Below are 24,483 nucleotides of genomic sequence, written 5' to 3'. Positions count from 1 at the left end.
ACGGCGTATTACAAATAAGGGTTTTGAATGTGAAGTATCAGCGCACATCATTTTTGCTATCGATTTCATTATTATTTACTGGTTGTGCAATTACATCAGGTCTCCAGACCTATGATTTACCTGCACAAGGTCAGTATAAAACGGACCAAGGTGCAGAAGTCTCTGTACTGCAATTGACCCAACAAAATATTCCAACAATCTCGCTCAATACTCAGCATAATTCAGCTCAAATTACTGAGCTTTTTCATCACAGACAAAAAGCTTATACCTTAAGCTCTGGTGATGTGCTTTCTATTCAGCTTTGGGCTTATCCTGAAATAACCCCACCCATTCAAGATATTGCAAATGCCAAAGCCACAGGCTATCCGATCGACTCTAACGGCAACATTCAACTTCCCTTGGTTGGTCAACTCCATGTTGCAGGTAAAACACTAGCAGAAACGAATCGCTATATCCGAAGTCAATTCGCGCGTTATCTCAAACACCCAGATGTAGTCGTCCGAGTACTTTCCTACGAAGGCCGCCGTTATTTTGTAAACGGTCAAGTGATGAAAAGTGGTCAATACTCCTTAAATGACCAGCAAATTAGCGTCTACACGGCACTCGGTATGGCTGGCGGTGTTGATAGCAAGACTGGTGACAACACCAATATACAGTTGATACGTAACGGTCAAACTTACAATTTAAATGCCATTACCTTAGAGCGACAGGGGCTGTCATTACACAATCTATTGATTCAAGCCAATGACACCTTATTTGTAAATACTCGGCAAGATCAAAAGCTTTATGTGATGGGTGAATCCAGTCGTAGTCAAGCATTGGCACTCCGTGACCAAGGTATGACCCTCAGTGATGTTCTTGGTGAAAGCGAAGGGATTAACCCCTTATCGGCAAGTGCAGCACGGATCTTCGTTATGCGCACAGATTTAAATAGCAAAACTTCAACGATTTACCATCTCGATTTAAGTAACCTGGGTAATTTGGCTTTAGCCAATCAATTCCCAATGCAAAAAAATGATATTGTTTATATTGATGCGACAGGACTTACTCGTTGGCAGCGTGTTGTCAATCAAATTATTCCATTCTCAAGTGCCTTATATAGCTTTGATCAGTTAGGTAAATAATTGTTATGCAAATTAAACAGATACTGGTGGTGTGCGTTGGAAATATTTGTCGAAGTCCAATGGCAGAATATCTCTTAAAACAACAACATCCGTATCTAGACATTAAGTCAGCAGGATTAGCCGCAATGGTTGGCTATCCTGCAGATGAAAAAGCGATTTCTTGCATGAAGCATCTTCAGATTGATATGGATGCGCATATTGCGAAGCAAATTAATGCAGATTTGATTAAAAAATCAGATCTCATACTTGTAATGTCAAACAACCAGTTAAAACACATTGAGCAAACTTGGCCTTTTGCAAAAGGCAAAGTCTTTCGTCTGGGGCACTGGCAGGGTCAAAATGTCGCAGATCCCTATAAACATGATCAAGCATTTTTTAATGAAACATGTCGCCTCATTCAAAGCTCTGTTTTGGACTGGCAATCTCATCTTTAAATTTTAATTAGCTATTAACTATGAATCAAAACTCCAAAACAAATGACGATACCATTGATCTAAAAGCACTGTTTTTTTCATTGATTACACAATGGAAAGTCATTGCGCTCTGTATTGTCTTCAGTTTGATCTGTGCTTTATTATATCTACGTACAACCTTGCCGACCTATTCAACGGATGCCTTAGTGCAGGTCGAAGACGGTAAAAGTGCAGCGTCTGCCGCGCTTCTTGGACAATTAAAAGACCTCTCTGGTGGAATGCAGAAATCTCCAGCAGATGCTGAAATTGAAATTTTAAAATCCCGCCTTGTACTTGGCCAAGTCATCAAAAATTTGAATCTTGATATTCAAATACAAGATGATCAAAATACAACGTTTCAACGTCTAATTTCTCAAGATAAGTCTAAACTTACACATACTGCAGATGCTGTTATTTTCCAGAAAAACCAGTCAGTGCTGAAGATTAAGCAATTAGATGTTCCCAATTATTATCTAGATAAGCCTTTGATGCTTACATTTACTAAAAATAATCAGTTTACTCTGAGCTATAAAGATCAAGTTGTATTTACTGGAAAACTTAATGCACTCAATGAATTCAGTGACAGTAAAGGTTTATGGAAAGTTAATATTACAGACCAAGGGGCATTTCAAAATCGCTTTACTTTAACCAAGCTATCACTCCCTTCCGCAGTTAGTCTCTTCACCGCTCATTATTCAGTGGCTGAAAAAGGTAAAATGACGGGCGTCATTGGTCTAAACTATACTGGTCAAGACAAAGAGCACATTACTGAAGTCCTCAATAATGTGTTGAGTATTTATCATGAGCAAAATATTGAGCGTAAATCCTTAGAGTCAAAACAAACTTTAAGTTTTTTAGATAAACAATTACCCGAACTCAAACAACAATTGGTTGATTCTGAAATTAAGTTCAACCAATTCCGTGAACAGCACAATACGGTTGATGTCACCCAAGAATCTGAATTACTCTTAAAACAGAATATTGAACTTGAAAAAATTAAAATTGAGTTAAAACAGAAACAAGCTGAATTGATGGCGAAATATACAGAAGATCACCCATTAATGTCTCAAATTAATGCTCAACTGGGTGAGATCAATGTTAAAACGCAAGAGTTAAATCAGACTCTTCGACGTTTGCCCGAGTTACAACGCCTTTATTTACAGCTCTACCGTGATGTTAAAGTCAATACCGAACTCTATACCTCTTTGCTCAATAGCTATCAGCAACTGAAAATTGTGAAAGCCGGTGAAATTGGTAATGTCCGCATTATCGATACTGCAGTAGAACCGATTAAACCGATTAAACCGCGTAAATTGATTATTTTAATTTTATCTATTTTTGTTGGTGGCTTCGTTGGTGTACTGATTGCATTGCTACGCAGCATGTTACATACGGGTATAAAAGACTCTGCACAAATTGAAAATGAATTAGACTTACCGGTTTATGCCACTGTACCTCGCTCTCCAATTCAGGAAAGTCGTATTCAAATGCTGAAGAAGAAGAAGTCAATTCCTGTCTTGGCAGTTAAGAACGGTGAGGATATTGCCGTTGAAAGTCTAAGAAGTATTCGAACGACGATTCATTTCTCTTTGGCCAATGCCAAGAATAATATTATTTCTATTTCTGGGCCTGCACCTGAAGTCGGTAAATCTTTTATTTCAACCAACTTGGCTGCTATTTTTGCGCAAAGTAATAAAAAAGTATTACTTATTGATGCTGACCTCAGACGTGGTTATTTGCATAAATACTTCAATCGTGACAACACTCCGGGTTTAACTGAATTTTTAAACCAAGAGATCAGTCTAGCGCAATGTATTTATCCAACTGAAATTGCCAATTTAGATTTTATTGCACGTGGTAAAAACCCAAGTAATCCATCTGAAATGTTGTCTTCTACTCAGTTCAGTGAACTACTTTCTGAACTATCGAATCAATATGATCACATCATTATCGATACACCACCTATTTTGGCAGTTACTGATGGGATTATTATTTCACAATATGCTGGGGTGAACTTAATTGTGGCACGTTATGCTAAAACGCAGATGAAAGAAGTCGAGCTTGCAGTGAATCGATTTGAGCAAGCTGGATCGAAAGTCAATGGGGTTATTCTCAATGATATTCAGCAGTTACCAGGCAGTAGTTCTAATTATAATTATGCTTATGCCTACACATCCCATAAAGAGGATTAGCCCCCAGTCAGACCTAAAGCTAGATTTATGATCTAGCTTTTTTTTCTGTAATATATGTATGTTTTTAGTTGATTTCATTGTAAATATATATTGTTTTGAATATAGACGGTATATGCTTCTATCACTAAACTCAGTCAAAGCAATTTGTTTTCAAGATTAAAATTGAGATCTCTTATGAGCAAAGCCTTACCCATTACTATTGCCGTTCTTCTAGGCGGCGCTGCACTTGTACCAATCTACTATGCGACCCAAAATTCAACAGAAAGCAAGGATACGCAGGTACAAACACAAACAGCGAAAGTAAGTGGCACAAACGTAGCCGCTGTTGAAAAAATTAGTTATGCCTTAGGCTATGAGGTTGCAGGGCAAACACCACCAGACATTAATGAGAATGCATTCATTAAAGGCTATCGCTCTGGTCGTGCAAAAGAAAAACCAATTTATACAGAACAAGAGTTACAAACAGCTTATGTTGAATTTCAAACTGAGATGCAACAAAAACAAGTAACCCTCTCGAAAGCAGCAGAAGTTGATAGTCAAAAATTCCTCACTGAAAATGCAACCAAACCTGGTGTAGTCACCACGGCATCTGGCCTACAGTATAAAATTACGCAACCAGGGACAGGAAAACAACCAACAGCGAAATCTAAAGTTACTGTGCACTACAAAGGCCAATTTGTAGATGGTAAAGTTTTTGATAGTTCACTTGAGCGCGGCGAACCAGTTCAGTTTGCATTAGACAAAGTACTTCCAGGTTGGACTGAAGCTTTCCCACTGTTTAAAGAAGGGACCAAAGCAACGTTATATATTCCTGCAAAACTTGCTTATGGTGAGCAAGGCATTCCTGGACAAATTCCAGGCAACAGTGCTTTGATTTTTGATGTAGAACTCATTCAAGTTAATTAAGAGATTTCAAGGAGAGCAATTGCTCTCCTTTTTGCAATTTAAAGTCAGCAAAAACTAATTTTAGCAACGTGATACATTCCTGAAAACTTACTCATAACGAATAAGCGACTCCAAAGGAAGACCTTGTGAATACCATTTTGATTTTTGCTATTAAACTGATTTAACCAATATACTTTTAACGAGAGTACTTACTTTCAATATGGGAATGCGATATGAATAAGAAATTACTTTTAGCCACATTTATTATGGCAAGTTCAGGTAGCTATGCTGCTCCTACCGTAACCGCAGCACCTGATGCAAAAGCGCTTGAAAAAGTCAGTTACGCCATTGGTTTTGAAGTTGCTGGACAAACTCCACCTGGTCTCAATCAAGATGCCTTCATTAAAGGCTATCGTGCCGGTTCAGCAAAAGAAAAATCAGCCTATACAGAGCAAGAGCTGAAAGAAGCCTATACAATATTCCAGAATGAATTACAGCAAAAACAAGCATTGATTGCAGGTGAAGCAGCAATTGCGGGGCAAAAATTCCTCACTGAGAATGCAAAAAAACCAAAAGTAATCACAACCTCATCAGGCTTGCAATACAAAATTAGTGCTGCTGGTAAAGGGAAGAAACCAACCGCCGAGTCTACAGTTAAGGTGCATTATAAAGGCCAACTCCTTGATGGGACTGTTTTTGATAGCTCTTATGAACGTGGAGAGCCAGTTGAGTTTCAATTGAACCAAGTCATTCCAGGTTGGACTGAAGGCTTCCAAAACTTTAAAGAAGGCACCAAGGCGACCTTGTATATTCCTGCAAAATTGGCATATGGCGAAAATGGCATTCCAGGTACAATTCCCGGCAATAGCACTTTGATTTTTGATGTAGAACTTATTACCGTTAAATAAATTTTACGAAGGAGAGCCTTTGCTCTCCTTTTTTGGAATAAAAACCATGAAAAAAACGTTATTCAGTATTCCGCTTATTCTCATGTGTTCAGTGAGTTATTCTGCCACGATTAATAATCATAGTTCACCGCAAATACTATTGGGTTATAGTTATGGCTACATTATGGGTCGTAATAATGCGGAAGTTTTAAAAGATAAAAATTTGGATGTGTTTATTCAAGGATTAAAACAAAATTCAGCTGAGCAAAAAACAAATGTTGAAAATGCTGAATTTTTAAAAGATATTAATTTAGACGCATTTATTCAAGGAATAAGACAGGGCTCAACAGGGAAAGCCTCTGATTTAACAGATGAAGAAATGGCAAAAGTGCTCTTGCAATATAAAAAACATATTGATGCACAACTCTTCAATGACTTCAAAAAATTAGCATTAGACAATGCCAAAGTTGGACAAGCATTTCTTGATGGGAATGCGAAAAAAACTGATATTAAAACCACACGTTCAGGCTTACAGTATCAAATCATTCAGTCTGGTGAAGGGAAAAAGCCGTCAGTAAAATCGAAGGTTTTGCTAAATTATGAAGGTCGCTTATTAGATGGCACCGTATTCGATAGCTCAATTGCCCGTGATCAGCCTGTAGAATTTCAAGTTAACCAAGTTATTCCAGGTTGGACTGAAGGGCTACAATTGATGCCAGAAGGTTCTAAATATCGCCTGTATATCCCATCAAAATTGGCCTATGGTGAAATGGGCTCCGGTGATGCAATCGGTCCTAACAGCACCCTAATTTTTGATATTGAACTACTTAATATCCTTCCTTGACCAAGAAAGCGAAGAGCGCATTTGATCAACAGCATAACGTCATAAAGAAACCAGCCTATCGCTGGTTTCTTTATATACAATAATGGTTTGTTATTATTCAGGATTTAGTGCTTCAGTTGGCGTGGGCGGAATCCCATAACCAGTAAACCAACGCCATAAGCCACCACGCCCAACACACAGAGCCCAGCTACCTCAAGAATGCGAATCCATTGTGATAAGGTGCCGTCATACCAAGTCAGACCATAATATAAAGCAACGACCATAAGCACATTGGCGACCAAAAACTGTAATCCGAGCTTTTTCCAGTGCGGGCCAAAGCGGAAAATATTACGACGATGCAAATAATAATAGAGCATGCCTGCATTAACTAAAGCTGAGCCTGACGAAGCAATCGCCAAGGCCATATGTTGTGCTTGCCAATCAATAAGATGAAAAATCCCAAGCAAAATCACATTGAGAATCGCATTCGCAGCAACAGCCATTAAGCCAACACGTACTGGCGTTTTGGTGTCTTGCATTGCATAGAATCCTGGTGCAAAGACTTTGATCAACATGAATGCCAAGACTCCTGCACTCATACATTGCAATGCCAATGCCGTCATTTGCGTATCATAGAGACTAAACTCACCACGCTGAAATAACGCCTGAATAATTGGCGTAGAAAGCATGAATAATGCGATACTCGCGGGCACACCAACCAAAACAATAACCCGTGCAGCCCAATCCAACATGCCCCTAAATTTCTGTTGATCTTGTTCTGCTTGACGTGCTGACAGTGACGGTAAAATGACGGTACCAATCGCCACGCCAATTAGGCCCAACGGCAATTCGGTCATACGCTCCGCACCATATAGCCAAGAGACTGAGCCATCCTGCATAAACGAGGCCCAAATGGTATTGAGCAATAAATTAATCTGAGTAACGGATACCCCAAATAAAGCAGGTAACATCAATTTTAAAATCCGCTCTACCCCTTCATGCTTAAAATCAACTTTAGGTGGGATAAGCAGTTTTTTACGCCATAATTCAGGAATTTGTATTGCTAACTGTAATACCCCTGCGACCACAACCGCCCAGCCCAATGCCATAATCGGCTCAGCCATATGCGGTGATAGCCACCATGCACCAGCGATCATGGTGATGTTTAACAGTACTGGTGCAAATGCAGGTGTTGAAAATGAACCATAACTATTGAGAATACTACTGGCAAAAGCAGTCAGCGACATAAACAATAAATAAGGAATCGTTAGCCTAAACAGGTCGACCGCCAAATCAAATTTGGCAGGATCATTATGAAAACCTGGGGCATATGCATAAATAATGACGGGTGCGGCAATCATTGCAACCAGTGTCAGTAAAGACATGACTGTGAGTAAACAGCCAAATACTCGACTCACTAAAATTTGCACCTCAGCATGTATACGCTGGGTTTTATACTCGGTCAATACAGGGATAAAGGCCTGAGAGAATGCCCCTTCGGCAAAAAGTCGCCGAAAAAAATTAGGAATCCGAAAAGCCACGACGAAGGTATCAAAGTCTTTACCCGCACCAAAGACATTCAGTAACACCATGTCTCGGACCAGTCCTAACACACGGGAAACCATCGTCATTGCACTCACGATGAAGGTAGATCGCCATAGCGCCATCGTTTACACCCAGTTCAAATAAAGTTGCTATTGTAATCAAACTAAAAAGAAAATTCGTTAATCATTCAGCTTGATTGGCTTGTTTTTTTTGCTTCAACAACTGACGAAAACGATTCCAATGAAAATGAGGGCCTGGATCGGTTTTACGCTTTGCAGCAATATCGGAATGTCCTGCAATATGGTCAATGGTTTTAGGATAAGCACGTTGTAGTTGCAACACCACATCCGTTAATACTTGATATTGAATTTCTTCAAAATCAGTATCATCACTCCCCTCAAGCTCAATCCCAATCGAATAGTCATTGCATTCTTGTTTTGCCAAGTAGCTCGAGCGACCAGCATGCCAAGCACGTTGATTGAAATTAACAAACTGTAGCACCTCACCGGTTCTTAAAATCAATAAATGTGCAGAAACCTGCATTCCTTCTATCGTTTTAAAATACGGATGAACTGACCAATCCAATTGATTCTGGAAAAATTGCTCAATGTAGCCACCACCAAATTGAGCAGGCGGCAAGCTAATATTGTGAATGACGATGAGTTGAATTTCAGTATTGTCAGGACGTTGATTCGCATTCGGCGAAGTAATTTGTCTCGCCCCTTGTAAACGTCCGTCAATGACCTGAAATGCTGTTGCTGTCTGCATGCAATTGTCCTCATCTTTTTAAGGTTGTTGTCTTAACCCAAACGGAGCAAATGGGTCAATATCCCGCAGCATAGCTTAACTGTAATGCCCACAAAACAAAAACTTATCCATAACACCACGCTTGATGCTAAAATTATGTCCAAATTTTGGCGACATCTCATAGGGACATTCAATGGCTATACCGCAATCTTTGCTAGAACAATCAATCCAAATCAATATTCAACAGGCCTTACAGGAAGATATTGGCGAAGGTGATATTACTGCATTATTGACGCCAGAAGATGAACAAGCCTCAGCAACGGTGCTCTGCCGTGAAGAAATGATTTTAGCGGGACAACCTTGGGTGAATGCATTGATCCAAGCCTTTGATCCAAGTGTAGAAGTTCAGTGGCTTAAAAATGAAGGTGATCGTGTTCAAGCCAATACGGTTTTCTTAAGCCTCAAAGGTAGCGCACGTAGCTTACTGACGGTTGAACGCCCAGCACTCAATTTCATTCAAACACTTTCTGCCGTTGCAACAAAAACGGCCAGTTATGTACAGCAGCTTAATGGTTTAAACACCCGACTCTTAGATACGCGTAAAACCTTACCCGGTCTACGCATTGCACAAAAATATGCAGTCGCAATTGGCGGGGGTCAAAACCATCGCCTCGGTTTATTTGATGCTTTTCTCATTAAAGAAAATCATATTATGGCAGCGGGTGGCATTGCTGAAGCCATTGCCAAAGCCCATCAGATTGCACCCGGAAAATTGGTCGAAGTTGAAGTTGAAACTTGGGATGAACTCAATCAAGCACTTGAAGCCAAAGCTGATATCGTGATGTTGGACAATTTCAGCCAACAACAAATGATCGATGCCGTACAGCATGTCGCAGGTCGCTGTAAATTAGAAGCCTCTGGAAATATTACCATTGCCAATTTACGTGAAGTCGCCAGCACAGGCGTAGATTATATTTCAATGGGTGTACTGACCAAAGACGTACAAGCAATTGATCTGTCTATGCGCTTTGAAACTGCTTAAATTCTATTATATTTCAAAGTTATGTTGATCTTCTGCGCGATTGTTCAGGAGATCAATAACCGTACATTTGTCTGTTTTCTTTGTATAAAAACCAATCGATATTGAAAAAAAGATCCAGACGCCTATAATACCTGACCTCACTCTCGAATCTTGATTGAAATTAATGACGCTATTTAAGCAACAAGTCATGTTTTTTGTCGTGGCTTTTTTATCCGTATTCATTTTTTTCTTGGTTCAAGATGATTTATCACGCCTATTATCGCAAAGTGCTGCCCAACAAAAACTGCGCTTATTTAAATATGGTTTTTCCATATTACTCAACTATGCCTTAATTTCAGGCTTATATTTATTATTACGTAAAACTTGGGTGACCATCTTACTGAGTCAGTTTTTGGTGTTCTCGCTGAGCTTCATTAATATTCAAAAAGAAAATTTTCTTTCAGCAAGTTTGGTACCTAGTGATTTTTTCTTGGTCAAAGAAACACTTACTGCAGCACCACTGCCACTCAAAATTGCAACTTTTACTGCAATTGCTGTATTCCTTGGTTTTTTTATTTGGTTATATCGCAAAGAAAAGTCGGAACAAAAGCGTCTCATTTTGGTGAATGCGATACTTTCTGTCAGCATCATTTCTTTTTTTATTACCGCGAATTTTAAAAATAATTTTAGTGGTTATTGCGGTACCGCGCAGCAGTCACAACTCTGCAAATATACTGGCTATCTCCCCAATACGCGAGGTGACTGGGTTGGAGATCACCTCACCATTAAGTCACTTGGTTTTAGTACCTTTTTCTTCTCCAAATCTGTAGACAATTTAAACAATAAGATCTTTCAGACAGAAGTCATTCCGCAAACACGGATAGATACTTTATTAACGCCCCCACCCTTAGATAACCCAACAGTAGCCCCCCAACAAGAGACCTTACCCAACGTTATTTTTGTGATGAGTGAATCACACTGGGATGCCACAAAACTTGATCGCTCAATTCCCAAAAATATCACTCCAACCATCAATAAAAACCAAGTTTCTCAAATGCTGTCACCGAGTTTTGGTGGTGGAACAGCAAACGTCGAGTTTGAAGCGCTGACCAGTTTGAACATCTATTTAAATCACAATGAATTGATGTATGTTTCAAAAATCAAAAGACCAATCTATTCACTTGCCGAGTATTTTAATGAACTGGGCTATGACAGCACCGCCATGCACAATAATGGTCAATATTTTTATAACCGCAGTGCCGTCTATCAACATCTTGGCTTTCAACGCTTTATTTCCATTGAAAATATGGTAAGTGCTGCGGATCGTAGAAAATATATTAATCAGGCTGGCTGGGCCAATGATGATTTACTCTATGAAAGTATTAATCAACAACTGAAGCAAACCGATCAACCGCAATTTATCTATGCGATTAGTGTCGAAAATCACCCGATGTATAATGATGATCGCTTTGGAAAAGATGGTTTTAAAATCACGAAACCGGGGGTGAGTGATCCAACCAAACGTCAGTTGAACACCTATTTAATGGGGATGCAGCGTGCAGATGAAAAGCTTAAACAACTGATTGCGACCGTAGAACAACTTGATCGACCAACACTGATCGTGTTTTTTGGTGATCATTTACCTAACTTGCAAAATGTTTATGATGAGTATGGTTTTTTTGCCTCGGCTCAGGAAAAAGCAGAAAAGAAAGATCCTAAATTCTTTAGCACCCCCTTGGCGGTTTGGAGTAACTTTCCTATTGATCGACAACAGCTCAAAGGTGAATATATTCCTGCACATTTTTTAGCATCGAAAGTTTTAACGGCAGCACATCTGCCCCTTTCCCCCTATTACCAACTGATTCAGCAAATCAATAACTGCTATACCGCAGTGCATCAGACTGAACAGCCACGAACACCGCAATGCCAGTCCACAACGATCCAGCAACAAATGTTCAAAGCCTATCAAGATTTAAATATGGATGTGATGAACGGTAAGAACTGGACCTATCAACATTTAAAAGCAGTACATGCCGCATCCTAGCCCAACACCAAGAATTCTCTTGCGGCTTAAGTTGGTCTGATCACTGGGTCAAACATTTTCATCATCAGACAGCTGAGTTTCTGTCACTTGTGAATGATGATTTGCTGTTGTTTCGGTATTGCTCTGCGGATCATCTCGATAAGGATCTATAATCACAAAAACCAAAGCCATCACACTGAATAAAATAATCAAAGCATTCATTGAACTACATTCTTTTACTAAAGCTAAGACCTTAAAAAACTGAGGTGGCTAGAACTTGAAGAGTATGTAACATCCATTATTTTTAGTTTAACGCTTCGGTATCTAGCGTTATTTTTCTGTAAAAAATAGCGCCAAAATGGCGCTATCTTCAAGCATCGTCATTTAACTAGAGTTCAATATGTCCCATATAAGGATCTGAAATAGAGTCCTGTTGAGTCTCTATACGTCCAGCAAAACGGCGCAAGAAACTTGGATCATCACTCAAACTCACGGTAAAGTCATACCAGCCACCAAACTCGGTCATATCCCAACTGATTTCTTGCTCTGAGCTCGCAGTATCAATCGTCCAAGTACGTTGTGGTAAATATGCATTCGCTTTAATCTTGAGCTTGACCGGTTTTCCAGCATCATTTCTAACTTTTAAAATGATTTTTGCCTTACAGTCTTCTAAACAAACTCTAATTTCTGCTAATGATTCAATTTGACGGGTTTGTTTAAGATCACCACAGAAATGTCGACAGAAGCCATTCGGCCCCAAAACCCATAAATCATAGCGACCGTTATGTGTCGTCCAAATATCATCTAGCTGTTTGTCTGGCTCAACCATGTAGCGACGCGGAATTGCCGTTAAATTAAGTCGGTCATAGACATGGAATACCCCAGCTTGCGTTCCTGTATTAGAAAACATTAATTTCACAGACTGTGCAGCCACATCGACTAAAGCACTGCTATGTAAGATATAAGGCAAAGCCCGTGAATGGCGTACACCAAACGCTTGACGTGGGAAAACCTGAGTCAATGGTCGGCTGACCTGCGCTTGTTGCTCTTGTGCCTTACGGATCGCATCAGCTTCTTGCTTACTTTTTTGCCCCGCTAAGTTCACCAAAGGACTGGTATTCGGTGCTTTAAAATTCATGGTGGACATGAGATCACCACAAACAGCTCGGCGATAAGGACTAATATTGGGCTCTTCCACCCCAAATCGCTGCTCTAGAAATTGAATTACAGAAGTATGATCGAAGACTTGTGAGTTGACCCAACCACCACGACTCCACGGCGAAATCACATACATCGGTACGCGGATACCTGGCCCGTAAACACCACCATCTGGTTGTGGTTGTGCTGTTGACCCTTCAATTTTTTTATGATCAAAGTACTCATAAGAAATTTGTTCAGCCGTTAACGTGGTCTTGCCATGCAATTTGCCATTTTGATCTCGTGATGGTGCACTTGGAGAAGGAACGTGGTCAAAATAACCATCATTTTCATCAAAGTTAATCAACAGTACCGTTTGACTCCAGACTTCTGGATTATCAGTAAGCGCATTAAGTAATTCTTGGGTATACCACGCACCTTGTATAGGGCTAGACGGACTAGGATGCTCACTATAGGTCTCTGGTGCAATAATCCAACTGACTTGTGGCAGCTTTCCTTCCGCAATATCTTGTTTGAATGTGCCTAGAAAACCACCATCTGGCATGGTGTTGGCAATGGCTTTATACAGCGGCTCTTTGGCATCAATCGCTTCATCATAGGGTGGGCATGCAGCTGAATGACTTACCGGCTGCCCCGATTGTTCATTGGCACGGCGATATTGCTTAAAGCCAGCCAAGGGATTATCAGTAAAGTTATCTGGCATGTTTTGATAGATTTTCCAACTCACACCCGCCTGCTGTAAGCGTTCAGGATAGGTTTTCCATTCATAACCCACTTGTGATGGACCAATGCTATCAAATTCATTGACGACACTTGCAACATTTGCACCAGTTGGTCCATTGGTTCCTGTCCAAATAAATTTACGGTTTGGAGTGGTCCCTGCATGCATGGCACAGTGATAGGCATCACATAGCGTAAATGCATTTGCTAAAGCAAACTGATATTCAAGTTCTTGCTGTTTGAAATAGCCCATCGATTGCGGTTTTTTATGCTTAACCCAATCCCCCATACGGCCCATATCCCAAGCATCTTGTCCATCACGCCATGAGTGTGGTGTACCACTAACCCGTTGGGCGTTGCCTAAACGGCTATCTAGATAATAGGGATAGACTTTATTCTTTTTATCATCATATTGTTCCCAAACCTGACGACCATCACTTAAAGGAATGGTAAACCGATCGCCAAAGCCACGTACACCTTTCAAGGTGCCAAAATAATTATCAAAAGAACGATTTTCCTGAGTCAAAATGACAACATGCTTCACGTCTTTAATCGTGCCTGTTTCTACCTTTGCATCAATGGCTAAGGCTTTTTGAATACTTGCTGGAAAGCTTGCCAATGCTGCTGCACTGAACATGGTTTTACTTGAATTTACAAGAAAGTCGCGACGATTCATTTTATTATCCTTTTTTATTTTAAGGCGCACAGTGCACTTTACATGTTGAAGGTACGGTGTCTGGCCCCTTGCCTTTATCGTCGTTATCGTTATTACAAGCACTGAGCAATAAACTGCCGCTCAGCATTAAAAAAATTAAAGTAAATATTCGCATCGCCCCATCCCTAAATTTAAGATCAGTATAGTCAATAGAATGACGATGACGAATTTATGATAGTTGCATTACAGTTTAGTGATGTGATTGAATTTCCAATAAAAAACGCATCCGAAGATGCGTTGTATATCTGCAAGTGAGCTCGCGTTAAAAATAAATTGCAGCTTACCAGCCGAGCGCTTGTTGCTGCTTTTCAATTAATTCTTTAATGCCTTTTTCAGCCAACTCTAACATTTCATTTGATTGAGCACGTGTAAATGGCTTTTCTTCCGCAGTTCCTTGAATTTCAATAAACTCACCAGACTGGGTCATTACCACGTTTAGGTCAGTTTGGCAGTTTGAATCTTCTTCGTAGCATAGATCGAGTAATGCTTCATCTTTAAATATGCCCACAGAAATCGCAGCGACTAAACCTTTTAATGGATCATGCTTAATTTTCTTTTTCTCAAGCAATACATTCATTGCATCAACCAAAGCAACTGCAGCACCAGTGATCGCAGCAGTACGCGTTCCGCCATCAGCTTGAATAACATCACAATCGATCGTGATGGTGTTCTCACCTAATTTCTTGAGATCCACCATAGCACGCAAGCTACGTCCAATTAGACGTTGAATTTCCTGCGTACGTCCACTTTGTTTACCACGTGCAGCTTCACGATCACTGCGTGTATGTGTCGAGCGTGGCAACATGCCATATTCAGCAGTGACCCAACCTTGGCCTTGACCTTTTAGAAAACGAGGGACTGAATGATCAACACTGGCCGTACACAACACCTTGGTATGACCAAATTCGACCAAAACCGAACCTTCAGCATAGCGTGTATAGTTACGAGTAATTTTTACATCACGTAATTGCTCTAATGCACGTTGGTCAATACGCATAAATCTTCCTTATCACGACTCAAGTTAATTGCGAACCAGTATAGCAGAAGCGGGTTTAAAGATTTGATGACAAACAGCTTCAAGGCTAAAAACATCTCTAGCTGTCATTCATCTAGTCAAACTAAATTGCCTCTTAAGATCGGTGCGAACCAATCATCGCTCACGAAAAGAACGCTTTGACTTGACGCCAAGACTGGGCAAGTCGATTACCGGTGGTCGCCGGTACAGAACATTTTGCCAAACGTATCCAGACACTTGCAGACTGCTTTAAGAAACTGGCTTGATTATAGTGAACCCCATATTCGTGGCATAATGCTTGAATCTTGGGTGCGACTTCAGCATAACGATTGGCTGGCATATCGGGAAAGAGATGATGCTCAATTTGATGACTCAAATTACCACTTAAAATATGCAACCACTGAGTTCCGGTAAAATTGCTTGAACCTCGAATCTGACGTAGATACCATTCTGCACGGGTTTCATGTTCAGTATTATCTAACTCAAAAGTTTCTGTATCTTCAGTGAAATGGCCATTAAAAATCACAGCAGAAGACCAAAGATTTCGGATTAGATTGGCCACCACATTGCCACTTAAAACAGCCATAGCGTTGGGTCCTGCAATCATTGGAAAAAACACATAATCCTTGACGACCTGACGCGCCATTTTCTGACGAAGCTTGCCCGCATCTTGCCACACTTGCTTCCATGTCTTGGTTTTATAGGCAATTACATCTTCGATATGGAGGTTTTGTGCCCCAACATACCATTCGAAAAAAACCATCAATTGCAGTGCCATCGGAATATTAAAAATAAAGCGTGGTTCCCAGGGCTGTGCCTGACTAACACGCAATAAGCCATAACCGACATCATGGTCTTTGCCAATAATATTGGTAAAAGTGTGATGAATATAATTGTGGGTATATTTCCAATCATCGCCTGTAGACATCGTATCCCAATCATAGCTTGCGCCATTTAGACTGGGATCATTGAGCCAATCAAATTGACCATGCATCACATTATGGCCAAGTTCCATATTTTCCACGATTTTAGACAATCCAAGCAGCCCAGTTCCCAACAACCATACAGGAGGTAACCAGCCGCCAAACATCAACATGGCACGTGAACTGATTTCGCTATAACGTACAAAGTTACGAACTTTATAAATGTAGGTGGCATCTTGCTGACCTAGGCTTTGCATCAATGCGAGGCGAATTTCGTCAACACGGCGACCAAATTCGATGATCTGCGCTTGGCTTAGGTGCTTATCAACATGTTGCTGATTCAACGCTAGCGGCATATTCATTATTTTTCTCCAGCTATACAATTGATTTTATTGAAACCTTTAAAGGTTAATCACCACAGGGCTGATGGCTTGACTAATACACAATTTAATTTGCGTTTGATCAGCATGATTAATTTCACCCGTGAGTAAATTTTTGACTGAACCACTGACTTTGGTGCAACTACAGCTATTACAAATACCCATACGGCAACCATGTGCTGGTCTTAAACCAGCTTGTTCTGCACTTTCAAGCAGATTTGAGCTGGCATCAAAATTTTGCTGTGACCGCTGAAAGTACACCGGTTGTTGGCTCGCATTTTCATCTGAAATGTGCTGAAAGAACTCTTGTTTCAAATGCTGTGCAATGCCCAAGGTCTGATAGAGATCATTCACTGCAACCATCAAACGATTTGCACCGCATAAATAAGTTTCTCGTTGCCCAAAGTCTGGCACCAATCGCGTCAAAAGTGCTTTACTAAAACGCTGTCGTTGCTTCGAAGTATTAAAATGATAAAAATTAAAATGCTGATGAGCTTCAGCAAGTTGGGTTAATTCTTCAACAAAGGCCTGATCGCGACTAAAATAAATCAGATCAATTTTCTGAATGTTGTGCAACAACATAGCTTGCTGCAATAACGCATAAATGGCCGTAATACCACTGCCAGAGGCAAGCAGTAAAATAGCATCCGCACGATGATTTAAAACAAAATCCCCTTGTGTCTGTGAAAGTTCCACCACAGCTGAAATCGGCAATTGTGTCAGTGCTTTCGATACATGGCCCTGCTGTTTCACTGCAATGATTAAATCACCATTACTCAGCAACTTAAGCACAGAGTAACTGCGTTGATTACGAATACCTTCGATCGTCAGCGTAACCAAAAGACTTTGGCCCGCTTGAAACTGAGGATATTTGAAATTGGAATTTGGTCGAAGTTGTATTTGATAAAAGTCAGTACCAATACATTCAATATGAATCACCTGTGCTTTGACTTTTTTCCACGCCCAAATTGGATTGACTTTTTCAGCGATAAAATCAATAAAATCTTCACGAATCCACTGTGGTTGATAAGATCGTTTATAACTCATAAAGGTTCCTCTTTATGCTAACTATTTATTGAGTGAACACTCGTACACTATACTTATTTTTGTTATTCAGTCAACATGTGTTCACTGATATTCATCGTTTAATTTTTGTGATTATTTGATAGACTCTTGGCAATTTATTTAGGTTAGGTTAAAGAATGTCAATTCGTGAAGAACGTAAACAGCAAAGTCGCCAAGCCTTATTGGATGCTGCTTTAAGTTTAAGTTCATCTGGACGTTCATTTTCTAGCGTTAGCTTAAGAGAAGTCGCTCGCGAAGTCGGTCTGGTACCAACTGCCTTTTATCGTCATTTTCAAGACATGGATGCATTGGGCAAAGAGCTAGTCGATCAAGTTGCATTACACTTAAAAACCATTCTGTATCAATTGGCACGTACTTTTCAGGATAATCCTGAAAGCAAAATCCCAACCTGTATCGATTTATTTTTTAATGCGGTTGAACAACATCCAGATGTTTGGATTTTCATGATTTCAGAACGTTGGGGTGGTGCAGAAGTATTACGTCAAGCGATTGCTCGTGAAATTGATTTTCTCAATCAAGATCTTAGCCAAGACTTATCAAGACTTGAAAGTACTCAGCACTTTAAAGATGCAAATGATTTTAAAGTGCTGGCCAATATTCTGATTAATCTCTCTTTTACGTGGGCAATGTCCTGGATTAACTTACAAAGCCAAGCTTCACAGCCTGAATTCGAAACAGTCAAGGATCTGCTGCGTAGCCAAACCATCACGCAAGTACAACTGATTTTCCGCGGCATTTCAAACTGGGAACGACCTAAAACTTAAAGATTAGAATCCCCAAAAACAAAAACCTGCCGCAGCAGGTTATTGTGAGCCTTAAGCTCTTAATTCCCTTTGCGTTCTTTTTCAATTAAGAAATTAATCACTTGTGGCACTTTTCCTGCATCGCCTTGTACAACATATTTACCATTTACCACAACAGCAGGTACGCCTGTCAACTGATATTGCTGTGCCAGTTTATTCGATTCAGCCACTTTGGCGCTGATAGGGAAAGAGTTGAACATGGTATTAAATTTCTGTTCTGAGACCCCATAACGACTATAGAACTTGGCTTGAGCAGCTTGATCAAAAATTGGTTTATTGTTTTTATGGATTTCTTCAAATAAAACAACGTGTGCTTTTTTACGAATACCCAAAGCCTCAGATACATAATAACCGCGCGCACCTTGCTCCCAAGTTTTATTCATAGCAGCAGGTGTACGGATGAAGCTCACATCTTTGGGTAGGGTTTTTAACCATGTTTGCATGTACGGTTCAAGACTATAGCAATGCCCACAACCATACCAAAAAAACTCACGTACTTCGATTTTCCCAGGAACCTCTACTTTTCCAGGATTTTGCACAACCGTATAATCTTTGCCAGCAACAAAATCGGCTGCCATCACTTGCATTGAACATGCCAAGGCAATGGCAGTCATTCCGCCTAAAATAAATTTTTTCATCAACTTCATTATCCTCAGGAGTTATCTCGTCTATCTTATTCACTAACTATAAAAAAAATATAGGAAAATCGTTTTTCTTATGTGAACTTTTTTCAGGATTGATCGCTTTTTTTAGAATAAGCGCTACACTAGCGTGGCGTAAATAATTTTTTTGATACCAAATATTTTATCCAGAGGTGACTCGCATGTCGCAACTCAATGTCGACCCACAAGAAATTGCAAAATTTGAAGCACTTGCCGCTTTATGGTGGGATCAGCATTCTGAGTTCAGACCTCTTCATCAAATCAATCCACTTAGGCTAAATTGGATTGATGAGCATGCAGGCGGTGTTAGCGGTAAAAAGATACTTGATGTTGGTTGTGGTGGCGGTATTTTGGCTGAAAGTATGGCCCGCCGAGGCGCTGAGGTACTGGGCATTGATATGGGCGCAGCACCTTTAAATGTAGCGCGCTTGCATGCAGAAAATGAAAATGTCAGCAACATCGAATACCGCCAAATTCCAGTTGAACAACTCGCTGAAGAACAGGCTGGCCAATATGACATCGTCACATGTATGGAAATGCTTGAGCATGTTCCCGATCCAGCCTCAATTATTCAAGCCTGTCAAAAATTGGTTAAGCCAGGTGGCCATGTGTTTTTCTCCACCATCAATCGCAATCCAAAGGCCTATTTGTTTGCGATTATTGGCGCAGAATATGTTTTACGTTTACTTAAAAAAGGCACCCACGACTATCATAAATTTATCAAGCCTTCAGAGCTTGCACATGATATTCGTCAAGCAGGGCTGAGCCTAAAAAATATGACCGGTTTACATTATAATCCGCTGACTAAACATTATTGGCTTGCACCAAATGTTGACGTGAACTATATGGTCTATACCCTAAAAGAAGAAACTGCATGAAAGCCGTATTATTTGATCTCGATGGGACCTTGATTGATACTGCAGCCGATTTTGTTCGTATTATTCAAAACATGTGCCGAACAGCGGGTCGTGAAATCGTTGCAGCGGACCTTATCCGGACACAAGTTTCCGAAGGTGCCAGAGCAATGGTACAACTGGTTTATCCTGAACTCGATAGCCAAGATCCTGTTTTTTTGCAGCATCGTCAGCGTTTTTTAGATTTATATGCAGCAGAAATTGCAGTAGATACTGATTTATTTGCAGATATGCCCGCTTTGTTAGAACAACTCGAAGCGAATCAAATTCCTTGGGGAATTGTGACCAATAAACCACGCTGGCTCAGCGAAGCACTCCTTAAAGCCTTGGCTCTCGAGCAACGTTGTGCGGTTTTGGTTTGCCCCGAAGATGTTAAGCAGACCAAGCCTGATCCTGAGCCGATGTATCTTGCCGCAAATAAAATCGACATCGCGCCATCAGAGATTATTTATGTTGGTGATCATCCACGTGATATTGATGCGGGAAGAAATGCTGGTATGTATACGATTTTAGCTGCTTATGGCTATTTACCTATGCAATATAAAGATGATTTAAATGCTTGGCAGGCGGACTGTATTGTTGCCAATGTGACCGAATTACACGATCAAATTCAGCAGCAATTACGGCTAAATTAAATTATAAAAGTTATATTAGCGATCATATCGACCCCATCTTATATTTTCGGAGCGTGCAATGAAGTTTTCAGAATATCAACCTCGCCCAGACTTGCTTAAAGATAAAATTATTCTTATTACCGGTGCTGGGGATGGCATTGGTCGTGCTGCAGCCATCAGTTATGCGCTACATGGCGCAACAGTGGTCCTACATGGTCGTGCTTTAAATAAGCTTGAAGTGATCTATGACGAAATTGAAAGTCTTGGTGCACCGCAACCTGCGATTCTTCCGTTACAGCTTTCAACAGCCTCTCCACGTGAGTATGAACTGTTATTAAATACGTTAGAACAACAGTTTGGCCGTCTCGATGGTATTTTGCATAATGCGGGTATTTTGGGTGAGCGCACAGCGTTGATGGATTACCCTGTTGAAACTTGGGATGATGTCATGGCTGTCAATTTGCGTGCGCCTTTTGTTTTAACTCAGGCTTTATTACCCTTACTGCGAAAATCTGAGCAAGCTTCAGTGGTGTTTACCAGTTCAGGTGTCGGTCGTGAAGCACGTGCAACATGGGGTGCTTATTCGGTTGCCAAAATTGCAATTGAAGCGGTGAGTACTTTGTTTGCCGCAGAAAATACAGAGCCGAATATTCGTTTCAATTGCATTAATCCAGGTGGAACCCGCACTGCAATGCGTGCAAAAGCGTATCCACATGAAGATCCTAAAACCCTACCAACACCCGAACTGATTATGCCTGCCTATCTCTATTTAATGGGGGAAGACAGTCAGCATCTGAGCGGTGAAAGTATTGATGCTCAAGACTAGGTAGCACTTTGCCAAAGCATGTGATCATATGCTTTGGCATGCACAATACGCCGATGCATTATGTATGACATTCATTTGTAAAATCACGTGTGCTATTTAAACTGTCAATTCTTTTTTTTATAAATAAAATTTAATATACTTTCGAACGATGTAAAATATGATTGTTTATACTTTTTAACAAAAGAGCATATGACTCTAAAGTCTGCAATTTTAATTAATTTCCTATTTGACCTTCACAGTTTCTCTGCATTTTAACAGTACATTATAACCGTGAAAAACAAAGTTTTTTTTGAAGGAGGATTCAGCATGAATAAATTTTTGGCTATGTCCGCAATTATCTTCAACCTCATGATAATAAGCCAGATTGTGAATGCAAATCCGCGTGATTCCAACGGGTCTGGTCATTCTAGACAGGCGCATCGTGATGGTGCATCTGATGGTTATATGATGGAAGAAAGACGCCGTGAACGTGAAGAACGTGGTGTTCGCCGCCTACAACAACATAAATGGCAAGCAGGCTATGTCATGCCGCAACATTATCGTGGTGATGGTTATAAAGTAGATTTCCGCGAAAATAATCTTCCAAAACCTTCACGTAACCAGCAATGGTATAAAATTAATAATGACTATATTTTAGTGGACTCAGAAGATAATAGTATTATTCAAATTATGGGTTTATAAAATTTAATGTTTTTAAATAAATTAATAATCGCATACTTCATTTAAATGCTTCATTAAAAATCCACAAAATTCACAATTGGAAAAACTGAAGTCCACGTTTTATCTCTAAAGTTCAGTTAATTTGATCTTATCAAATCAAAATGCTGTCCACATGGAGTTAAACCAATGAAAAAACTAATGACTGCGCTCGTACTCTGTGCGGGTTCAATCGGTGCAACCACAGCAATGGCGGCACCTTCCTATCAAAACCAGCATCATGATAACCACAACTACGGTCATCACCAAACCCATTGGAATCAGAGTCAGTCTTCACGTCATCAACAGATCAATCCAAGTCGTCAGTGGCGCGCAGGACAATACCTTCCAAGCAACTATCACTCCTCACGTTATACCGTCGATAAGCGTCAATCACGCAAATTACCAAACCCAGGTCGCAATCAACAATGGTATAAAATTAATGGCGATTATGTCTTGGTCAATAATAAAAATAACCGCATTGTTCGTATTCTGGGTTAATGAAAATCGGGATGAACCATTTAGATTTAGCTCAAACCCGCTTTGGGCTTTTTCATTTCTAGGTATGCCTAAAACTTATTTTTGTTTAGAATCACCTAGTCACTAAAGTTTTAGCGTTGAATTGATATGCAAACAGATGTAATCGCGCCCTTACACAGCAATACCCAGCAATATGTGCATTGGTTTCGCCATTCTGCGCCCTATATCAATACTCATCGTCACAAGACTTTTGTGCTCATGTTTGGTGGCGAAGCCGTACAACACCAAAATTTTCAGCACATTATTCATGATATTGCCTTATTACATTCTTTGGGCATTCGATTAATTTTGGTATATGGCGCACGTCCACAAATTAATGCCAACTTGGCTGAAAAAAATATTCAAACGCCTTTTCATCTGGGGCATCGTATCACCACCCGTGAATCCCTCAGCTGTATCATGAATGCAGTTGGATCAATTCGCCTGCAAATCGAAGCCTTACTGTCAATGGGGTTGGCCAACTCACCGATGTTTGGTGCGCGAATCGAAGTGGTTTCTGGTAACTTTGTCACAGCAAAACCTTTTGGTATTCGGGATGGTATAGATTTCCAACTCACTGGCGAAATGCGTAGCTTAGATACCGAAGCCATTCATAAACATTTAGATAATCATAATATTGTGCTCTTAGGCCCAACAGGTTATTCCACAACAGGTGAAGTCTTTAATCTGTTGGCAGAGGAAGTCGCGACCAAAGTTGCTATTGACTTAGTAGCAGACAAATTAATTTTCCTCGGTAATCAGCAAGGCCTGCTCGATGAGTTTGGTCATTTACAACGTGAGATTTCACCACATAAACTCGATTTACAGATCAATAAGTATCAAGATTCCAATCCTGAAATCGCCCTATATTTACAAAATGCAAAAGCTGCCTCATTAAAAGGGGTGAACCGTGTCCATTTACTATCCTATGCTTATGATGGTGCATTGCTTGAAGAATTGTTCACACGTGATGGGATTGGAACCATGATCACCGATGCGCACTACGAAGAAGTACGCATGGCCAATATTCAGGATGTTGTTGGACTGATCAACCTACTGCGACCGCTTGAAGAAGAAGGTATTTTGGTTTATCGCTCACGTGAACGATTAGAAAGTGAAATAGAACAATTTGCAGTGATTGAACGTGACGGTATGATTTTAGCTTGTGCCGCGCTCTATCCCTTCCCATCAGATCATCAACACATTAAATCTGCTGAGATCGCCTGTGTTGCCGTTCATCCAACCTATCGTAAATCCAATCGTGGTAGTCAAATCTTACAGTTTTTAGAAAGCAAAGCACGACAACAAGGCATTCAACAACTGTTTGTCCTCACCACCCGTACTGCACACTGGTTTATCGAACATGGCTTTCATCCAGCGCATGTGGATGAACTCCCTCAAGCCAGACAAGCCTTGTATAACTTCCAACGCAACTCCCTTGTTTTTAAAAAACTTATCGCTTAGCCCGAAATACCTGCAGCGGGTATTTCTCAATTTTAAATATCGATATTTAAATTCAGGCTTAGCTTCGACGGCTCGATAGCCAGCATAGATTGACGCTATAAAATATGCTGGCATCAGCCTTATAATTAATAAATATAATTCAATTACTTATGTTGCTTCTATAAAAAAATAGCATTCACATTGAAATCGCTATAACGAATAAGTAATGCTTATTTTCTTTTATCTTTTTTTCTAATGATTAAATCCCATTTTTTTATTTTTTTTGGAATCAAAAGCCGATTAGCGTATC

General features: G+C 40.2%; 22 protein-coding genes and 1 pseudogene. 15 read left to right on the top strand and 8 right to left on the bottom strand.

Annotated elements, in window-relative coordinates; genetic code table 11:
• Positions 1 to 29 precede the first annotated feature (29 nt).
• The 6 genes and pseudogenes from FD716_RS00705 to FD716_RS00680 all read left to right on the top strand — a co-directional run bounded on the left by FD716_RS00705 (position 30) and on the right by FD716_RS00680 (position 6,384).
• Positions 30 to 1,124 (top strand): polysaccharide biosynthesis/export family protein, encoded by a 1,095-nt coding sequence (locus FD716_RS00705; protein WP_171476969.1) that lies wholly within the window; start codon positions 30 to 32, stop codon positions 1,122 to 1,124.
• 5 nt (positions 1,125 to 1,129) lie between these two features.
• Entirely contained in the window at positions 1,130 to 1,558 is a 429-nt protein-coding gene (locus tag FD716_RS00700) for a low molecular weight protein-tyrosine-phosphatase (protein ID WP_139850503.1), read from the top strand.
• A 20-nt stretch (positions 1,559 to 1,578) separates the two neighbouring features.
• A complete protein-coding gene (locus tag FD716_RS00695; RefSeq protein WP_139850502.1) occupies positions 1,579 to 3,768 on the top strand; it encodes a polysaccharide biosynthesis tyrosine autokinase in 2,190 nt (729 codons plus the stop codon).
• Positions 3,769 to 3,942: 174 nt separating this feature from the next.
• Positions 3,943 to 4,674: an FKBP-type peptidyl-prolyl cis-trans isomerase gene (locus FD716_RS00690; RefSeq protein ID WP_139850501.1), complete on the top strand. Its 732-nt coding sequence runs from the start codon at positions 3,943 to 3,945 to the stop codon at positions 4,672 to 4,674.
• Positions 4,675 to 4,985: 311 nt separating this feature from the next.
• Positions 4,986 to 5,561 (top strand): annotated as a pseudogene (locus tag FD716_RS00685) (FKBP-type peptidyl-prolyl cis-trans isomerase); the annotation flags it as partial.
• Positions 5,562 to 5,607: 46 nt separating this feature from the next.
• Positions 5,608 to 6,384 (top strand): FKBP-type peptidyl-prolyl cis-trans isomerase, encoded by a 777-nt coding sequence (locus tag FD716_RS00680; RefSeq protein ID WP_139850499.1) that lies wholly within the window; start codon positions 5,608 to 5,610, stop codon positions 6,382 to 6,384.
• A 104-nt stretch (positions 6,385 to 6,488) separates the two neighbouring features.
• Here the strand turns inward: FD716_RS00680 and murJ are convergent, their stop codons facing one another.
• Positions 6,489 to 8,030 (bottom strand): murein biosynthesis integral membrane protein MurJ, encoded by a 1,542-nt coding sequence (gene murJ, locus FD716_RS00675; protein WP_139850498.1) that lies wholly within the window; start codon positions 8,028 to 8,030, stop codon positions 6,489 to 6,491.
• Between the two features lie 61 nt (positions 8,031 to 8,091).
• The gene (gene ampD, locus FD716_RS00670) at positions 8,092 to 8,676 is read right to left on the bottom strand and encodes a 1,6-anhydro-N-acetylmuramyl-L-alanine amidase AmpD (protein WP_139850497.1); all 585 of its coding nucleotides are present in this window, start codon (positions 8,674 to 8,676) and stop codon (positions 8,092 to 8,094) included.
• A gap of 172 nt (positions 8,677 to 8,848) precedes the next feature.
• Here ampD and nadC point away from each other — a divergent pair, with 172 nt between their 5' ends.
• Both nadC and FD716_RS00660 read left to right on the top strand, forming a co-directional pair.
• Positions 8,849 to 9,697, top strand: a complete 849-nt coding sequence (gene nadC, locus FD716_RS00665; RefSeq protein WP_139850496.1) for a carboxylating nicotinate-nucleotide diphosphorylase — start codon at positions 8,849 to 8,851, stop codon at positions 9,695 to 9,697.
• 163 nt (positions 9,698 to 9,860) lie between these two features.
• Positions 9,861 to 11,720 carry an LTA synthase family protein gene (locus FD716_RS00660; protein ID WP_139850495.1) on the top strand — a complete coding sequence of 620 codons (1,860 nt, stop codon included), beginning with the start codon at positions 9,861 to 9,863 and terminating at the stop codon, positions 11,718 to 11,720.
• 48 nt (positions 11,721 to 11,768) lie between these two features.
• On the opposite strand, the gene FD716_RS18790 is transcribed toward FD716_RS00660, so the two are convergent.
• From FD716_RS18790 to FD716_RS00640, 5 genes are all read right to left on the bottom strand, one after another.
• Complete coding sequence (locus FD716_RS18790; protein WP_171476968.1) at positions 11,769 to 11,921, bottom strand: hypothetical protein; 153 nt, start codon at positions 11,919 to 11,921, stop codon at positions 11,769 to 11,771.
• A gap of 166 nt (positions 11,922 to 12,087) precedes the next feature.
• The gene (locus FD716_RS00655) at positions 12,088 to 14,253 is read right to left on the bottom strand and encodes a phosphocholine-specific phospholipase C (RefSeq protein WP_139850494.1); all 2,166 of its coding nucleotides are present in this window, start codon (positions 14,251 to 14,253) and stop codon (positions 12,088 to 12,090) included.
• 319 nt (positions 14,254 to 14,572) lie between these two features.
• A complete protein-coding gene (rph, locus tag FD716_RS00650; RefSeq protein WP_139850493.1) occupies positions 14,573 to 15,289 on the bottom strand; it encodes a ribonuclease PH in 717 nt (238 codons plus the stop codon).
• 160 nt (positions 15,290 to 15,449) lie between these two features.
• A complete protein-coding gene (locus tag FD716_RS00645) occupies positions 15,450 to 16,592 on the bottom strand; it encodes a fatty acid desaturase family protein (RefSeq protein WP_139850492.1) in 1,143 nt (380 codons plus the stop codon).
• Positions 16,593 to 16,631: 39 nt separating this feature from the next.
• The gene (locus FD716_RS00640; RefSeq protein WP_139850491.1) at positions 16,632 to 17,657 is read right to left on the bottom strand and encodes a flavin reductase family protein; all 1,026 of its coding nucleotides are present in this window, start codon (positions 17,655 to 17,657) and stop codon (positions 16,632 to 16,634) included.
• Between the two features lie 155 nt (positions 17,658 to 17,812).
• Here FD716_RS00640 and FD716_RS00635 point away from each other — a divergent pair, with 155 nt between their 5' ends.
• Positions 17,813 to 18,460 carry a TetR family transcriptional regulator gene (locus tag FD716_RS00635; protein WP_139850490.1) on the top strand — a complete coding sequence of 216 codons (648 nt, stop codon included), beginning with the start codon at positions 17,813 to 17,815 and terminating at the stop codon, positions 18,458 to 18,460.
• 59 nt (positions 18,461 to 18,519) lie between these two features.
• On the opposite strand, the gene FD716_RS00630 is transcribed toward FD716_RS00635, so the two are convergent.
• Positions 18,520 to 19,137, bottom strand: coding sequence for a thiol:disulfide interchange protein DsbA/DsbL (locus tag FD716_RS00630; RefSeq protein WP_139850489.1), 618 nt, complete (start codon positions 19,135 to 19,137; stop codon positions 18,520 to 18,522).
• Between the two features lie 185 nt (positions 19,138 to 19,322).
• Between FD716_RS00630 and ubiG the strand changes: the two genes are divergently transcribed.
• From ubiG to argA, 6 genes are all read left to right on the top strand, one after another.
• Positions 19,323 to 20,039 carry a bifunctional 2-polyprenyl-6-hydroxyphenol methylase/3-demethylubiquinol 3-O-methyltransferase UbiG gene (gene ubiG / locus FD716_RS00625; protein WP_139850488.1) on the top strand — a complete coding sequence of 239 codons (717 nt, stop codon included), beginning with the start codon at positions 19,323 to 19,325 and terminating at the stop codon, positions 20,037 to 20,039.
• Positions 20,036 to 20,710, top strand: coding sequence for an HAD family hydrolase (locus FD716_RS00620; protein WP_139850487.1), 675 nt, complete (start codon positions 20,036 to 20,038; stop codon positions 20,708 to 20,710). Before ubiG ends, FD716_RS00620 begins: the two co-directional genes overlap by 4 nt.
• A gap of 58 nt (positions 20,711 to 20,768) precedes the next feature.
• The gene (locus tag FD716_RS00615) at positions 20,769 to 21,515 is read left to right on the top strand and encodes a YciK family oxidoreductase (protein WP_139850486.1); all 747 of its coding nucleotides are present in this window, start codon (positions 20,769 to 20,771) and stop codon (positions 21,513 to 21,515) included.
• 306 nt (positions 21,516 to 21,821) lie between these two features.
• On the top strand, positions 21,822 to 22,196 hold the full coding sequence (locus FD716_RS00610) for an RcnB family protein (RefSeq protein WP_139850485.1): 375 nt from the start codon (positions 21,822 to 21,824) through the stop codon (positions 22,194 to 22,196).
• Positions 22,197 to 22,361: 165 nt separating this feature from the next.
• Entirely contained in the window at positions 22,362 to 22,712 is a 351-nt protein-coding gene (locus FD716_RS00605) for an RcnB family protein (RefSeq protein ID WP_139850484.1), read from the top strand.
• Between the two features lie 126 nt (positions 22,713 to 22,838).
• Complete coding sequence (gene argA, locus FD716_RS00600) at positions 22,839 to 24,194, top strand: amino-acid N-acetyltransferase (RefSeq protein WP_139850483.1); 1,356 nt, start codon at positions 22,839 to 22,841, stop codon at positions 24,192 to 24,194.
• The last annotated feature ends 289 nt before the right edge of the window (positions 24,195 to 24,483 follow it).

Source organism: Acinetobacter pullicarnis (assembly GCF_006352475.1).
In the GTDB taxonomy this organism is placed as follows: Bacteria; Pseudomonadota; Gammaproteobacteria; order Pseudomonadales; family Moraxellaceae; genus Acinetobacter; species Acinetobacter pullicarnis.
The sequence above is the reverse complement of the archived record's forward strand: the minus strand, read 5'-3'. Positions and strand labels throughout refer to the sequence as shown.

What these genes read in the sequence shown, in the direction of transcription:
- FD716_RS00690 (WP_139850501.1), top strand. Translation starts at nt 3,943, where the DNA reads ATGAGCAAAGCCTTACCCATTACTATTGCCGTTCTTCTAGGCGGCGCT.
- FD716_RS00605 (WP_139850484.1), top strand. Translation starts at nt 22,362, where the DNA reads ATGAAAAAACTAATGACTGCGCTCGTACTCTGTGCGGGTTCAATCGGT.
- ubiG (WP_139850488.1), top strand. Translation starts at nt 19,323, where the DNA reads ATGTCGCAACTCAATGTCGACCCACAAGAAATTGCAAAATTTGAAGCA.
- FD716_RS00680 (WP_139850499.1), top strand. Translation starts at nt 5,608, where the DNA reads ATGAAAAAAACGTTATTCAGTATTCCGCTTATTCTCATGTGTTCAGTG.
- nadC (WP_139850496.1), top strand. Translation starts at nt 8,849, where the DNA reads ATGGCTATACCGCAATCTTTGCTAGAACAATCAATCCAAATCAATATT.
- murJ (WP_139850498.1), bottom strand. Translation starts at nt 8,030, where the DNA reads ATGGCGCTATGGCGATCTACCTTCATCGTGAGTGCAATGACGATGGTT.
- FD716_RS00630 (WP_139850489.1), bottom strand. Translation starts at nt 19,137, where the DNA reads ATGAAAAAATTTATTTTAGGCGGAATGACTGCCATTGCCTTGGCATGT.
- FD716_RS00645 (WP_139850492.1), bottom strand. Translation starts at nt 16,592, where the DNA reads ATGAATATGCCGCTAGCGTTGAATCAGCAACATGTTGATAAGCACCTA.
- FD716_RS18790 (WP_171476968.1), bottom strand. Translation starts at nt 11,921, where the DNA reads ATGAATGCTTTGATTATTTTATTCAGTGTGATGGCTTTGGTTTTTGTG.
- FD716_RS00620 (WP_139850487.1), top strand. Translation starts at nt 20,036, where the DNA reads ATGAAAGCCGTATTATTTGATCTCGATGGGACCTTGATTGATACTGCA.
- FD716_RS00655 (WP_139850494.1), bottom strand. Translation starts at nt 14,253, where the DNA reads ATGAATCGTCGCGACTTTCTTGTAAATTCAAGTAAAACCATGTTCAGT.
- FD716_RS00635 (WP_139850490.1), top strand. Translation starts at nt 17,813, where the DNA reads ATGTCAATTCGTGAAGAACGTAAACAGCAAAGTCGCCAAGCCTTATTG.
- FD716_RS00615 (WP_139850486.1), top strand. Translation starts at nt 20,769, where the DNA reads ATGAAGTTTTCAGAATATCAACCTCGCCCAGACTTGCTTAAAGATAAA.
- argA (WP_139850483.1), top strand. Translation starts at nt 22,839, where the DNA reads ATGCAAACAGATGTAATCGCGCCCTTACACAGCAATACCCAGCAATAT.
- FD716_RS00640 (WP_139850491.1), bottom strand. Translation starts at nt 17,657, where the DNA reads ATGAGTTATAAACGATCTTATCAACCACAGTGGATTCGTGAAGATTTT.
- FD716_RS00700 (WP_139850503.1), top strand. Translation starts at nt 1,130, where the DNA reads ATGCAAATTAAACAGATACTGGTGGTGTGCGTTGGAAATATTTGTCGA.
- ampD (WP_139850497.1), bottom strand. Translation starts at nt 8,676, where the DNA reads ATGCAGACAGCAACAGCATTTCAGGTCATTGACGGACGTTTACAAGGG.
- FD716_RS00610 (WP_139850485.1), top strand. Translation starts at nt 21,822, where the DNA reads ATGAATAAATTTTTGGCTATGTCCGCAATTATCTTCAACCTCATGATA.
- rph (WP_139850493.1), bottom strand. Translation starts at nt 15,289, where the DNA reads ATGCGTATTGACCAACGTGCATTAGAGCAATTACGTGATGTAAAAATT.
- FD716_RS00695 (WP_139850502.1), top strand. Translation starts at nt 1,579, where the DNA reads ATGAATCAAAACTCCAAAACAAATGACGATACCATTGATCTAAAAGCA.
- FD716_RS00660 (WP_139850495.1), top strand. Translation starts at nt 9,861, where the DNA reads ATGACGCTATTTAAGCAACAAGTCATGTTTTTTGTCGTGGCTTTTTTA.